At 72.3% G+C, this 13,965-nt stretch carries 11 protein-coding genes; 1 reads left to right on the forward strand and 10 read right to left on the reverse strand.

Going from position 1 to position 13,965, the window contains the following annotated elements:
• Nucleotides 1-135: 135 nt before the first annotated feature.
• Nucleotides 136-1,701 (forward strand): alpha/beta hydrolase, encoded by a 1,566-nt coding sequence (locus tag AC07DI_RS01205; protein ID WP_478901397.1) that lies wholly within the window; start codon nt 136-138, stop codon nt 1,699-1,701.
• Between the two features lie 70 nt (nt 1,702-1,771).
• Here AC07DI_RS01205 and moeZ read toward each other — a convergent pair whose 3' ends face one another.
• From moeZ to AC07DI_RS01255, 10 genes are all read right to left on the reverse strand, one after another.
• Nucleotides 1,772-2,950 carry an adenylyltransferase/sulfurtransferase MoeZ gene (gene moeZ / locus AC07DI_RS01210; RefSeq protein ID WP_478901399.1) on the reverse strand — a complete coding sequence of 393 codons (1,179 nt, stop codon included), beginning with the start codon at nt 2,948-2,950 and terminating at the stop codon, nt 1,772-1,774.
• 63 nt (nt 2,951-3,013) lie between these two features.
• Nucleotides 3,014-3,763, reverse strand: coding sequence for a spherulation-specific family 4 protein (locus tag AC07DI_RS01215; protein ID WP_384249365.1), 750 nt, complete (start codon nt 3,761-3,763; stop codon nt 3,014-3,016).
• Nucleotides 3,751-4,707 carry an NAD-dependent epimerase/dehydratase family protein gene (locus tag AC07DI_RS01220; RefSeq protein ID WP_478901401.1) on the reverse strand — a complete coding sequence of 319 codons (957 nt, stop codon included), beginning with the start codon at nt 4,705-4,707 and terminating at the stop codon, nt 3,751-3,753. Before AC07DI_RS01220 ends, AC07DI_RS01215 begins: the two co-directional genes overlap by 13 nt.
• Before the next feature lie 150 nt (nt 4,708-4,857).
• Nucleotides 4,858-6,396 carry a hypothetical protein gene (locus AC07DI_RS01225; protein ID WP_478901402.1) on the reverse strand — a complete coding sequence of 513 codons (1,539 nt, stop codon included), beginning with the start codon at nt 6,394-6,396 and terminating at the stop codon, nt 4,858-4,860.
• Entirely contained in the window at nt 6,393-8,138 is a 1,746-nt protein-coding gene (locus AC07DI_RS01230) for a DUF3492 domain-containing protein (protein ID WP_478901403.1), read from the reverse strand. The genes AC07DI_RS01225 and AC07DI_RS01230 overlap by 4 nt, the downstream gene beginning before the upstream one ends.
• Before the next feature lie 252 nt (nt 8,139-8,390).
• On the reverse strand, nt 8,391-9,992 hold the full coding sequence (locus tag AC07DI_RS01235; RefSeq protein WP_478901404.1) for a dipeptide ABC transporter ATP-binding protein: 1,602 nt from the start codon (nt 9,990-9,992) through the stop codon (nt 8,391-8,393).
• Nucleotides 9,989-10,987 (reverse strand): ABC transporter permease, encoded by a 999-nt coding sequence (locus tag AC07DI_RS01240; RefSeq protein ID WP_478901405.1) that lies wholly within the window; start codon nt 10,985-10,987, stop codon nt 9,989-9,991. The genes AC07DI_RS01235 and AC07DI_RS01240 overlap by 4 nt, the downstream gene beginning before the upstream one ends.
• On the reverse strand, nt 10,984-11,919 hold the full coding sequence (locus AC07DI_RS01245) for an ABC transporter permease (RefSeq protein ID WP_478901406.1): 936 nt from the start codon (nt 11,917-11,919) through the stop codon (nt 10,984-10,986). The genes AC07DI_RS01240 and AC07DI_RS01245 overlap by 4 nt, the downstream gene beginning before the upstream one ends.
• Nucleotides 11,916-13,643: an ABC transporter substrate-binding protein gene (locus AC07DI_RS01250; protein ID WP_478901407.1), complete on the reverse strand. Its 1,728-nt coding sequence runs from the start codon at nt 13,641-13,643 to the stop codon at nt 11,916-11,918. Before AC07DI_RS01250 ends, AC07DI_RS01245 begins: the two co-directional genes overlap by 4 nt.
• Nucleotides 13,644-13,859: 216 nt before the next feature.
• The gene (locus AC07DI_RS01255; protein WP_467671010.1) at nt 13,860-13,952 is read right to left on the reverse strand and encodes an Ms4533A family Cys-rich leader peptide; all 93 of its coding nucleotides are present in this window, start codon (nt 13,950-13,952) and stop codon (nt 13,860-13,862) included.
• Nucleotides 13,953-13,965: the final 13 nt, after the last annotated feature.

The raw sequence follows: 13,965 nt of genomic DNA on the forward strand, positions 1-13,965 counted from the left end.
CGCGCGGGACGGAAATCGCCCGCGCCCCGGACCGCCATCACCCGCGCGCCGGACCGCCAACCCCGGGCGCCCCAACCGATGTCAGAGGCCCCACCTACTATGGCCTGACTGTCTTCCAAGGGGGGAAGCGCCTCAATGCAGCGTTTTGTACGGTCCACGGCTCTGGCCGCGGCGGGGGTCCTGGTGGCGGGCCTGGCCGCCGGCTGCGGCTCGTCCGGCGACGGGGGCGGGGAGGACGGGAAGGGCCCTTCGGCGACCGCTCCCGAGCCGAGGCCGAAGCCGGATCCCTCCTCGACCCTGCCCGCCTCGCTGACCTCCCAGAAGCTGGACTGGAGCCGCTGCGAGGCGCCCGAGAAGGGCAGTGCGCCGGGTACCGAGTGGCAGTGCTCGACGCTCAAGGTCCCGTTGGACTACGCGAGGCCGGGCGGCGAGACCATCGGGATCGCCCTGATCCGCGCCAAGAGCACGGGCAAGGGCGACCGCATCGGCTCCCTCCTCTTCAACTTCGGCGGTCCGGGCGGCTCGGGCGTCTCGGGCCTCCCGTCCTTCGCCGATTCCTACACCAAGCTGCGTGAGCGGTACGACCTGGTCAGCTTCGACCCGCGCGGGGTCGCGGCGAGCAAGGGCGTGCGCTGCCGGGACGACGCGGCGACGCGGGCCGCCGAGAAGAAGATCGACCTCACACCGGACACTCCGGCGGAGGAGAAGGCCTACTTCAAGGACGCGGCGGACTTCGGAGCGGGCTGCGCGCGGAACGCGAAGAACGTCATCGAGCACATCTCGACGGTCGAGGCGGCCCGCGACATGGACGTCATGCGCCAGGTCCTCGGCGACGACAAGCTGCACTACTTCGGCATCTCGTACGGCACCGAACTGGGCGGCACGTACGCCCACTTGTTCCCCCGGCGCGTCGGCCGCCTCATGTTCGACGCGGTCGTCGACCCGAGCGCGGACGCGATCGGCCACGCGGAGAACCAGGCGAAGGGCTTCCAGCGCGCCCTGGACAACTACTTCAGGGCCCAGGGCGAGGACCCGAAGGCGGGGAGCGCGAGGATAGCGAAGCTGTTCAAGCGCCTGGACGCCGCGCCGATGCGCGCCTCGGGCGACCGGAAGCTGACCGAGTCCCTGGCGAGCACGGGAATCCTCGTCACGCTCTACAGCAAGCAGACGTGGCCCGCGCTGACCCGCGGCCTGGCGGACGCCGAGAAGGGCGACGGCTCGACGCTGCTCCAGCTCGCCGACGCCTACAACGAACGCGACGCCTCCGGGCGCTACAGCACGCAGAGCCACTCGCAGCGGGCCATCTCCTGCCTGGACGCGAAGACGCGGACCTCTCCGGAGGAGGCGAAGAAGCGCCTGGGCCGCTTCCGTGAGATATCGCCGGTCTTCGGGGAGTTCATGGGCTGGGACACGGCCGGCTGGTGCCACGAGTGGCCGGTGGCCGGGCTGCACGACTCCCCCGACGTGAGCGCGCCGGGCGCCGACCCGATCCTCGTCGTCGGCAACACCGGCGACCCGGCCACCCCCTACGAGGGCGCCCGCAAGATGGCGGACGAACTCGGCAAGGACGTCGGCGTCCACCTCACGTGGAAGGGCGAGGGCCACGGGGCGTACGGCAACGGCAGCTCCTGTGTCGACGACACGATCAACGCGTACCTGCTGGAGGGCGAGGCCCCGAAGGACGGCAAGGTCTGCTCATGAGAAACGCCCCGCTCACCAAGGGGTGAGCGGGGCGTTTCCAGCAGGCCGATGGGCTTTTTGGCAGGCAGGTCTAGTACACCGGCTTCTCGGGCTCGATCTGGTTGACCCAGCCGATCACGCCGCCGCCCACGTGCACCGCGTCCGCGAAGCCCGCGGACTTCAGCACGGCGAGAACTTCCGCGGAGCGGACACCCGTCTTGCAATGCAAGACGATCTTCCGGTCCTGCGGGAGGTCCTGGAGGGCGGTGCCCATGAGGAACTCGTTCTTCGGGATCAGCTTGGCGCCGGGGATCGAGACGATCTCGTACTCGTTCTGCTCGCGTACGTCGATGATCTCGATCTTCTCGTCGGCGTCGATCCACTCCTTGAGCTGCCTGGGAGTGATCGTCGAACCGGCCGCCGCTTCCTGGGCCTCCTCGGAGACGACGCCGCAGAAGGCCTCGTAGTCGATGAGCTCGGTGACGGTCGCGTTCGGGCCGCAGACCGCGCAGTCCGGGTCCTTGCGGACCTTGACCTGGCGGTACTGCATCTCCAGGGCGTCGTAGATCATCAGGCGGCCGACCAGCGGGTCGCCGACACCGGTCAGGACCTTGATCGCCTCGGTGACCTGGATGGAGCCGATCGACGCGCAGAGCACGCCGAGCACGCCGCCCTCGGCGCAGGAGGGGACCATGCCGGGCGGCGGGGGCTCCGGGTAGAGGCAGCGGTAGCACGGGCCGTGCTCGCTCCAGAAGACGGACGCCTGGCCGTCGAAGCGGTAGATGGAGCCCCAGACATACGGCTTGTTGAGGAGCACGCACGCGTCGTTGACCAGGTAGCGGGTCGCGAAGTTGTCCGTGCCGTCGACGATCAGGTCGTACTGGCCGAAGATCTCCATCACGTTGTCGGCCTCGAGCCGCTCTTCGTGGAGGATCACGTTGACGTACGGGTTGATGCCGAGGACCGAGTCCTTCGCGGACTCCGCCTTGGAGCGGCCGATGTCCGCCTGGCTGTGGATGATCTGGCGCTGCAGGTTGGACTCGTCGACCTCGTCGAACTCGACGATGCCGAGCGTGCCGACACCGGCCGCGGCCAGGTACATCAGGGCCGGCGACCCGAGGCCACCGGCGCCGACGCACAGCACCTTGGCGTTCTTCAGCCGCTTCTGCCCGTCCATCCCGACATCCGGGATGATCAGGTGGCGGGAGTACCTGCGAACCTCGTCGACGGTGAGCTCGGAGGCGGGCTCGACCAGGGGTGGCAGCGACACGGGGACTCCGTTGGTCGGTATTTCGGAACGGTTGTTCTCCCCGTAACACTGCCACGCCCTTTTTCATTCCGAGATACCCGTCCCAATACGCGAGACGATTTCGTCCCAGTACCCGGGCAGGGACTCCCACGGGTCGCCGTGACCGCGCCCTTCCACCCGGTCGGTGAAGTAGATCGTCGAGGCGCCCTGCCAGCGCGCGATGCGCAGCGCCTCGTCCAGGTGGCCGAGCGGCATGCCGTGCACGAAGTGGCAGAAGCGCTCCGGCGGATGGTCGGCGGTCCACTCCGCCACCTGTGACCAGCGGTAGTCGCTCCACGGCCCCGCGAAGGTCACCAACTGGTCGCCCGTCTCGGCGTATCCGGGGTAGGGGTGGGAGCCGTGGCCGAGCACGATGTGCGCGTCGTCGACCAGCGCGCGCAGGGTCGCCACCGTCCGGCGGACGTCGGGAAGCGCCGCCCGTTCGGTCGGGCAGCGGTCCAGGGAGAAGCCGTCGACCCGGTACCAGTCGAGGTAGCGGTGCGCGTCGGAGACCAGCTCCCCGAAGGAGCGGGCGCCGTACGCCGTGTCGAGGTGGCCGAGCACGCGGATGCCCGCGTTCCGCAGTCGGCCCGCCGCTTCGAGGCAGTGCGGGTCGGGCCGCTCGCCAGGACCGTTCGCGACATTGAGGACGACCCACTTCAAAGGGGCGCCGGGCCGGGTCAGTTCGGCCCATTCGACGGGGGCGACGAGCGGGTGGGCGAAGCCCGGGATGCCGAAGCCGACGCGCACCTCGGTGCTCGCGGTGCCCCTGTCGGCCCTGGTCAGATGCGGCATGCGGCCTCCATCCAGATGTCGGCGAGCGACTCTTCGAGGTTGATGCGGGGCCTCCATCCGAGCCGGTCGCGCGCGGTGCGGACATCGGCCTGCTGCCAGCTGCCGCAGCCGTCGGGGTAGGGGTACGCGGCGGCCGGGGCGCCGTGTTCGGCTTCACCGCGCGGGTGACCGATGACTCCCCGCACGGGGACCTGATCCAGTTCGTGCAACGCGCCGCCGTACCCCGCGACGCGGGCCAGGACCGCGGCCGCGTCGCGCAGCCGTACGGCACGGCCCGAGCCGATGTTGACGACGCCCTGGGCGGCGGAGAGCGAGGCGGCGTGCACGGCGCGCGCCACGTCGCGCACGTCGACGAAGTCCCGTTGCACGCCGAGCCCGCCCAGCTTGAGCTCGCCGTCACCGGCCTGCATCGCGCGCCGCATGGCCTCCGCGAGCCGCCCGAGCGGCGACCCCGCGGGCGTACCGGGCCCGGCGGGCGAGAACACCCGCAGGACGACGGCGTCGAGCCCGGAGCCGAGCACCAGTTCGGTGGCCGCCAGCTTGCTGACGCCGTAGGGCCCGCCGGGGCGCGGCACCGCGTCCTCGGCCGTGGAGGAGCCCGGCTGGCTCGGGCCGTACTCGGCGCCGCAGCCGAGCTGCACGAGGCGGGCCCCGCAGCCGCTGCGGCGCAGGGCTTCGCAGACGGTGGCGACGGCGACGGTGTTGTGCCGGGTCAGGTCGCGGGCGCCGCCGCGGGTGGCACCGGCGCAGTTGATGACGACGCCCGGATGCACGGCGTCCAGGAAGCGGGTGAGCGCGCCGGGGCTTCCGCTGGCGAGGTCGAACCGTACGTCCGAGTCGTCGCCGCGACCGAGCGCGGTGAGCTGCACGGCCGGGTCGGCGAGCAGCCGGTCGGCGACGAACCGGCCGAGGTATCCGTTGGCTCCGATCAGCAGCACCCTCATCGGGCGCCTCCCGGGGTGGCCGCTCGGAGGCGGAGACGGCTGCGGGTGGTCATCTGTCTTTCTCCTTCGGGGTGTTGCCGTGGTGCACGGGATGAGGCCCGCGGTGTCGGCCCCGCGGGAGAGTGGTCGTGCCGGTCTTGGTGCGGCGGCTCACGGTGCGTCCCGGGCGCCGAAGTGGGCCGAGGCGAGGGTCAGGGTCCTGGCCGCGTGGACCAGGAGGGCGAGGGCCGCCGCGCCGCACGCGAGGGCCGGTACGACACCGGGGCCCCACGCGTCGACGGCGGCCCTGACGGGGACGGCCAGTGCATCGCAGCCGGGCAGCCGGCCCGCGAACACCAGGGCAGGGGCGGCCGCTTCGCAGGTGCCCGCTGCGCCGAGCAGCAGGGTGGGGGCGCGTGTGAAGCCGTAGACGCCGAGGAGCCGGGCGAGCAGCAGCAGTGCGCCGAGCGCGGCGGCTCCGAGGAGTGCGGGAGAGCCGTGGACGGGGTGGCCGCCCGGGCGGCCACCCACATCGCCGAGGAGCGCGTCCGCCGTCGTGAGCAGCGCGTCCGCCGTCGCGAGCAGCGCCCCGAGAGCCGCCAGGAAGAGCGCGAACACGCCGAGCAGCAACGGCCTTACGGCGGAGGCGAACTCGTCGAGCCCACGGCTGGCGGCGAGCCTGCGCCCGGCCCGTACGGCGAAGAGGCGGGCGCACCACGTCGCGGGTGCGACGGCGAGGGCGAGGCCGAGGAGCGGGGCGACCGCGGGGTCCCAGAGGTCGCCGGGTCCGTCGGTGCCGTCCGCGACGACGCCCCGTAACAGGCCGTCGCCGAGCAGGGCGTACGCGAGGAGCCAGCACACCCACGCGCGCGTGGCGTGCGTCGGGCGGGCGACGGCGCGCAGTGGCCCGTACCGCAGGGCGATACGCAGTGCCACGCCGACGGCGAGCGCGCCGACGGGTACGGCCACGAGCCGCGTGTCTCCCTCACCGAGGAGCAGCCCGGCCACGGCCGCGGCGCAGGCGGCACCGGGCAGCAGCGCGAAGAGGGCCCAGCCGGTGGGTACGGCGGGGGCGAGGTCGGGGGTGGTGCGGTGTGCGGGGCGCGCGCCTTCATGTACTTCCCTACGCCCGTCGGTACGTCCCTTCGTACGCCCCTCGGTGCGCCCCTTGCCGGGGGAGGCCGCGCCCGGGGTTTCGTCCCCGTCGCGCGGCACGCGCGCGTACATCTCCTCGGCGAGCGCGAACACGTCCCGGTGCCGGAAGCGTGCGGCCGCCCTGTCGGTGACCCCGTGGGCCTCCAGGCCCACCGCGATCTCCAGCGGGTCGACGGCGCGCTCGCACAGCTCGCGGTGGCGGTGTATGAGGGCTTTCACGGGGTCGGCGGGGCCGCGGCGTGGGGGGTTGGCGCGGGGACCGGGCGGGTGCGCTTCGGTGGTGACGGTGCCGCCGTTGCCGTTTCCGCTCACCCTGCTGCGGCCGTCGGCGCCGTCTCCGCTGCCGTAACCCCGCCCTTTGCCCCGCGCGTCCCACCCGCTGTCGCCGTCACCGTCGCCCTCGCCCTCGCTGCCGCTGGCGCTGGCGCTGGCGCTTGCGCCTGCGCCGAAGGCAGGCACGTACTCCGCCGGGCCCACCAACCCCTCCGGAGCACGCGGCCCGCCCACCGCGTCCACGGCCTCGACGGCGTCCACAGCTCCCTCGACTCGCTTCATACGGCGGCCCCCTCCTCCGTCACGGCCCAGCTCGGCACCCCGCCGCTCTCGGCACCCGGCTGCGCTCCGGACGACGTGGGCCCCACCGCGACCGCCCACCGGCCAGGGAGATACGCCTCCGCCGGATGCGCGAACGGCACCGGTTCGCCCGCCTCGTCCACCGCGTCCCTGCGCACCGGGCAGTGCGAGACGATGTCCAAGTAAATGCTTCGAAATGCCGCGATGTTCTGCTCGACGGTGAAGAGTTCGAGGGCTCGCGCCCGCGCCGCCGCGCCCAGGCGCGCACGTCGGCCGGGGTCGCGCAGGAGCGCCACGCACGCCTGCGCGAGCGCCCTCGGATTGCGCGGCGGCACGACGAGTCCCGTACCGCCGATGACCTCCACCACCGCGCCGACATCCGTCGAGACGGTCGCGCGCCCGCAGAACATCGCCTCGACCAGGCTGATCGGGAAGCCCTCGACGACGCTGGACAGGACGACGATGCCTCCACCGGCGTACGCGTCGGCGAGTTCGGGCACGTCGGGGCCGCCGATCTCCTCGAAGGAGACGGGGTTCGTGCCGACGGCGTGTGCGCCCTCCGCCTCGTCGGGGAACAGCTGTGCGGCGAGGGCCCGGCAGTGCGCGAGGTACTCCAGGGCCGCGGGCCCCTCGGCGGGCGCCCCGACGATCCGCAGGCGCGCCCCCGGCACCTCCCCGCGGATCGCCGCGAAGGCGTGGAGCAGGGAGATCAGGTCCTTGGCGGGCTCGACACGGCCGACCCACAGGAGCGTGTCGGGGTCGGTCGTGAACGCGTCGTAGCCCCGCTCGCCGATCTCCGTGAAGCGGTCGGCCTCCATGCCGGGGTAGACCGTGCGCAGCTTGGCGAGGTCGGCGCCGCAGCGCTCCTGCCAGCGCCGGGCGTGGGTGTTGCCGGGGGTGATGAGGGCGGCCCCCCGGTACACCTCGGCCGCGAGGAGGCCGTGGAAGGAGGCGAGCAGTGCCCTCGCGGGCGCGCTCAGGTCCATGTCGCCCGCGGCGAGGTAGTGCGCCCGCAACTGCACGCCGTACTCGGTCACGAGCAGCGGCACTCCGGCGAAGTGTCCGGCGAGGAGTCCCGGCAGCGCGGCGGGCCCGCCGGAGGTGGCGTGGCACAGGTCGACGGCGCCGAGCCCGTCGGCGCCGTACCAGTCGAGGGAGAGCGGCCGCAGCGCCCGCTCCATCAGATCCACTGTGGTGAGCAGGTCGGAGACGCGGGCCGCGCGGGCGGCGCGCGGTGCGCCGGGCGCGCGGCAGGCGCGCTCCAGGGCGCGGACGGCGGATTCGGAGCGCAGCGCGCCGACCAGGCCGCCCTCGTCACGGGCGAGTTCGGCGAGCCCGTACAGCGCGTTGCTGAAACGGTCCGCCACCTCGTCGCGGCCGTCCCGCGCCGCTCGGTCGACGCCGCCGGAGCCACCCCGGCAGACCACGTCGGCCAGCTCCCCGAAGCACTCCGCGAACCGGCGCCTGGCCCGCCGTCCGCGTCCGCCGCGGGGCCCCGCGGCACGGAGCGCCTCGTCGTCGGTGGTCCACAGCGGCGCCGTGCGCACCCGGCCGATGCGGGGCGGCAGTTCGACCCAGCCCCGCGCCTCCTGCCGCTCGCTGCGGCTGAGTGCGTAGACGTCGAACTCGTGCTGCCCGAGCCCGCGCACGAGCCGGTCGCACCAGAGCCGGGCCTCACCGTTCACATACGGGTAGCCACCCTCCGTAAGCAGTCCGACGCGCACGAGCGCACCCCCGATCTCCCGTCTGGGGAGCCGCCGGACCGGCGGCTCGCAGCGGGAAGAACGTATGCGGTCATGCGGGTGGCGCGACGGACGGTTGTCCATCGCGCCACCAGAAGGGGTGAACGGCAGTAACTTTCCCGCGTCGGTCGCGTTCCGTCGCGCTATAACCCCGCGGAAGCCGCGTTTCGCCACGGAACGTCGGGCTGCGACCGCCCCTGGCCTCGCGCCACCCGCACGCCCCCTACGGGCGCCTCACACCCCTGCGAGCTCCTCGCGCGCCGCCCGCCGCCGCGCCGCCACCTCCGGGTCGAGCGCGGGCACCGCCGCGAGCAGCCGCCGGGTGTAGGGGTCACGGGGCGCGCCGTAGACCTCCGCCACCGGGCCCTGCTCGACGATCCGCCCCTGTCGCATCACCGCGACCCGGTCGCTGACCTGCCGGACCACCGCGAGGTCGTGCGCGACGAAGACCAGGGCGAGCCCGAGCTCCCGCTGCAACTCGGCGAGCAGCGCCATGACCTGGGCCTGAGTCGTCACGTCGAGGGCGGAGACCGGCTCGTCGCACACGATGAGGCGGGGTTCGGCGGCGAGCGCCCGCGCGATGCCGACGCGCTGGCGCTGCCCGCCACTGAACTCGTGCGGGTAGCGGGCGTAGTGCGCCGGTTCGAGGCCGACGCGCTCCAGGAGGGCGCGCACACGGTCTCGTACGAAGGCGTCGTTCTCGCCCCGTGCCCGCAGCGGGTCGGCGATGGACTCGCCGATGGAGCGCCGCGGGTTGAGCGAGGAGACGGGGTCCTGGAACACCATCTGCACCCCGGGCACCACCCGGCCGCCGGGCTTCTCCGCACCCCCGTGGCGGAGCTGCCCGGCGGTCGGTTCCAGGAGGCCGACGAGCATGCGCCCGAGCGTGGTCTTGCCGCTGCCGCTCTCGCCGACGACGCCGAGGGTCTCCCCGCGGCGGACGGTGAGCGAGACGTCGTCGACGGCGGTGACCGCGCGCTTCCCTCGCCCGAACTCGCGCCGGAGCCCGACGGCTTCGAGCACGACCTCGCCCGGCTCCCCGGCGGCCGGCACGAGCGGTGCGTCCACCCGGGGCACGGCTTTGAGGAGTTCCTGCGTGTACGCCTCCCGGGGCGCGCCGAGGACGTCCCGCACCTCGCCGCGCTCCACCGCGCGTCCGTCCCGCATGACGAGCACCTCGTCGGCGCTCTCCGCGGCGACGCCGACGTCGTGGGTGACCAGGAGCAGGCCCATGCCGGTCTCGGTCCGCAGCGCGTGCAGCAGGTCCAGGATCTGGGCCTGGACGGTGACGTCGAGCGCGGTGGTCGGCTCGTCGGCGACGAGCAGCGCGGGCTCGCAGGCCAACGCCATGGCGATGAGGGCTCGTTGGCGCATGCCGCCGCTGAACTCGTGCGGGCGCGAGCGGGAGCGGCGGGTCGCGTCGGGAATGCCGACCCGGTCGAGCACTTCCACGGCACGCGCGCGTGCCGCCCGCCTGGACGCTCCGGTGTGCACGCGGTACACCTCGGCGATCTGGTCGCCCACCGCGTAGTACGGGTCGAGGGAGGAGAGCGGGTCCTGGAAGACCATTGCGGCCTTCCCGCCGCGCAGCCCGCGCAGTTCGGCCTCGGACGCCGCCTGTACGTCGACGCCGTCGACGAGGATGGACCCGTCGACGCGCGCCCCCGTGCCCCGGTGAAGGCCGAGGAGCGCGGACGCCACGGTGGACTTGCCGGATCCCGACTCGCCGACGAGGGCGAGCGCGCCGCCCGCTTCCAGCGAGAAGGAGAGCCCGTCGACCGCGTGCACCCCGGAGCCGAACTCCACCGACAAGTCGGTGACTTGAACGAGACTCACGACAGCACCACCCGTCGGTCGGCCACCGCGTACAGGACGTCCGCGACGGCATTGGCGAGCACCACGAAGAAGCCGGTGACCAGGACCATCCCGACCACCACCGGCAGGTCGACGACCTTGACCGCGTGCACGAGTTCGCGCCCGAGTCCGGGCAGTCCGAACAGCGTCTCGCTGAGCACCGCGCCGCCGAACATCGACCCGAAGTCGTTGGCGGTCAGCGCGATGACGGGCGCGACGGCGCCGCGCAGCGCGTGCTTCCCGATGATCGACCGCTCGCCCACGCCGTACGCGCGAAAGGTCCGCACATGGTCGTCGGCGAGGGTCTCCAGCATCGAGGAGCGGGTCAGGCGCGCGTACTTGGCGGCCTCGATGAGGGCCAGCGAGAGCCAGGGCAGGAGCAGGTTCCACGCCCACTGCGTCGGATCGTCGGCGAAGGGGACGTACTGGGGGAAGGGCAGCCACTGGAGCTGACCGCAGACCACGATCATCAGGAGCAGGCCGATCACGAAGACGGGCGTGGCGGTGCCCGCGAGCGTGACGGCGGTCAGCACGCGCTCGCTGATCCGGCCGCGCCGCCAGGCGGAGAGCACGCCGGCGCCCACCCCCAGGAGGAGCCACAGCACCATCGCGCCCAGCGCGAGCGACCCGGTGACCGGCAGCTTCGTCGTGATCAGCGTGGTGACCTGCTGGTCGCTCTGGTAGGAGATCCCGAGGCAGGGTGCGGAGCAGTGTTCGGTGCCGGTGCCCGTCGAGTAGTCCTGGCCGACGACGATTCCTTGCAGGAAGTCCCAGTAGCGGACGTACAGCGGATCGTCGAGCCGCAGCTGCTCGGCGACCTGCTGGACCTGGGCGGGTGAGCAGCGCGGGCCGCAGGTGATCTGGGCGACGTCGCCCGGAGCGGTGTAGAAGACCGCGTAGACGATGACGGAGAGGGCGAGGAGCGTGACGACGACGCCGATGAGGCGCCGCAGCAGGAATCCGGGGAGGCCGGTCATGCGCGGGCCTCCTGCTTCCGGCCGGCGCCGATCCGCAGCCGCGACGTGGCCCGCGGGTCGAGCGCCGTGCGCACGCCGTCGCCGAGGACGGTGAGGGCGAACACGGTCACGAACAGCGCGCCCGCCGGGTACAGCAGGTACTGCGGCGCCGCCTGGTACCAGACGTCGGCGGACGTGAGCATCTGGCCCCATGACGCGGTGGGCGGTTTCACGCCCACGCCGAGGAAGGAGAGCGCGGCCTCGACGGTGATGTTGGTGGGGACGAGCAGCGCGGCGTAGGTGATGACGGGCGCGGCGAGGGCGGGCAGCAGTTCGCGGCGGGCGATCCGCACGGAGCCCCAGCCGCTGAGCCGCGCGGCGGCCACGTGGTCGAGCTCCTTGAGCGTGATGGTCTGCGCCCGCACGATCTTGGCCAGGCTGCCCCAGGCGATGAGCCCGATGACGAGGGCGACGAGCATGGGCCGCGGAAATCCGCTGGGCACGACCGCCATCAGCGCGAGTGCGAAGACCATGAGCGGCAGGGCCACGATGACGTCGGTGGCCCTGCTGAGCACCTGGTCGACCCAGCGGTTGCCGAACCCGGCGGCCATCCCGACCGCCACACCGACAATGACCTGCACGAGGGTCGCGGCGAGCGCGACGCCGAGCGAGACCCGTGCCCCGTACACCAGGCGCGCGAAGAGGTCGCGGCCGGTCTGCGGCTCGACGCCGAGCCAGTGCTCGGCGCTGATCCCGCCGAGCGGGCCGACCGGCACGCCGCCGCGCGCCGAGTCGATGAGGTCCGGGTGGTACGCGGTGGGGTCCTGCCCCTCCAGGGCGGTGAGCAGCGGCGCGGCGAGCGCCACGACGACGAGCAGCGCGACGACGCCCGCCGCGACGAGGGCGGCGCGCTGCTCGCGCAGCCGCCCCCAGAAGCGCGAACCTGCGATCACTTCGACTCCACCGCGACCTGCGAGACGTCGAGCACACCGGTCCAGTCGCTGATGACGACATTCTTGACGTCCTTGCCGTACAGGCGCTTGTAGACCGGGTGGAAGAGCGGCACGGTCAGCGCCTTCTCGCCGACCTTCTTGTCGAGTGCGCCCCACCGCTCGGCGGCGGCCTTCAGGTCGGTCAGCTTGTTGATCTCGTCGATCTCGTCGTTGACGGACTTGTCGTCGAGGAAGCCGGTGTTGAAGTTGGCGCCGTCCTTCACGATCTGCCGACCGTCGAAGATCGGGGCGAGGAAGGGGCCGCCGGAGGGCCAGTCGGCGCCCCAGTGGGCGAGGAAGAGGCCGGGCTCGTCCTTGGCGCTGTGGGTCTTGTCCTTGTAGTCGTTGTCCTCGAGGCCCTGGAGCTTGACGGTGATGCCGGCCTTCTTCAGGGAGTCCTGGATCGCGGTCGCGATCTCGGGGCTCGTCTCGAAGTCCTTGGCGTTGGAATGCGTGAGCGTGATGGTCAGCCCGTCCTTGTGACCGGCTTCCTTCAGGAGCTCCTTGGCCTTCTCCGGGTTGCCGGACGGGCCCGCCGGGAAGTGGTCGTACTTCGTGTATCCGAATGATTTCTGGTTCGGCAGGTGCGTGGTGGCGGGCTCGGCGAGGGAGGAGCCGCCCGCGGCGTTGACGACGGAGGAGCGGTCCACGGCGTAGGAGATGGCCTGGCGGACCTTCGGGTCGTCGAACGGCTTCACCTGCGGGTTGAAGGCGAGGTAGTTCGTGTAACCGAAGTGGCCGGTGCCGACGTGCGAGGCCAGCTCCTTGTCGCCGGTGACCTTGGCGAGTTCGGCGGGGCCGAGGTTGGTGTCGGTGGTGACGGCGGCGGCGTCGGCACCCTGGCTCGCGGAGAGCCGCTGGTTGATGACGGACGAGTCGAGCCCGGAGCGTACGTCGATGACGTCCGGGTAGGCCTTGCGCTCCGGATCGGTCTTCGCGGACCAGTGCGGGTTGCGCTCCAGGCGCAGCCGCTCGCCGTCGTTCTCGTTCTTGACGACCTTGTAGGGCCCGGACGAGACGGGGTGCTCCTCGTACTTCGTGCCCTTGTCCTTGCTCTTCGGGACGGGCGTGAACTGCGTCTGGGTCGCGAGGTAGGGGAATTCGCCCTCGGGCTTGTTCAGGTGGAAGACGATGGTCCGCTCGTCGGGCGTCTCGATGGACGCGAGCCCTTTGCCGCTCTTGTCTTTGTACGGCCCCTGGTACTTGTCCCCGCCGATGAGCCAGTCCCGCAAGTAGGGCGCGCCGCCGCTGAGTTCGGCGGCGAAGGACCGCTCGATGCCGTACTTCACGTCCGCCGAGGTGATCGCCGAGCCGTCCTCGTACTTGACGCCCTTCTTCAGGGTGTACGTCCACACGGTGGCGTCCTTGCTCGGCTTGCCCAGGTCCGTGGCGAGGTCCGGGACGACCTCCGCGCCCTTGGCGCCGTCCTCGCGGTTACGGGTGGTCAGCGTGCGGAAGACGAGGCTCGGCACGTTGCCGCCGCCGGAGGTGTACTGCCGCGCGGGGTCGAAGTCGGTCTGCGGAACGCGGTTGAGGACGGTGAGCGTGCCGCCCTCGGCGGGCTTGCCGTCGCCGCTCCCGGCGCCGCTGTCCTTCGGGCCCGCGCAGGCGACGGCGCCCGAGGCCAGGACCAGGCTGACGGATGCCGCTGCCACGCGGCGGGCTATGACGGACGTTTGGCGCATCGGGGAAAGACCTCTCGGGGGCGCTGCGCGAAGGGCAGCGGAGCAATGGGAATCGAGCAGAGACCGAGCGGAGCTCGCCCCGGGAGAAGGCGCGGAGACGCGGCACATAAGGCGGCGTGGAAACAGCTGAACCGGGTTACGGACGGCCGAAAGGGATTGCGGGACGACCGGGTCCTGAACAGCTGGGAAAGAGCGACGCACTCGCCGGGGCGGGCGTCAGCAACAGTGAATGTCGGCCACGCAGAGCGCGGTCACGCCGAACAGCGCCAGCTCAATGGCGGCGCTCGACGGGGCGTGCTGGTTCGACATGCGGAGAAATATG

It is taken from the genome of Streptomyces sp. NPDC044106, from assembly GCF_056433985.1.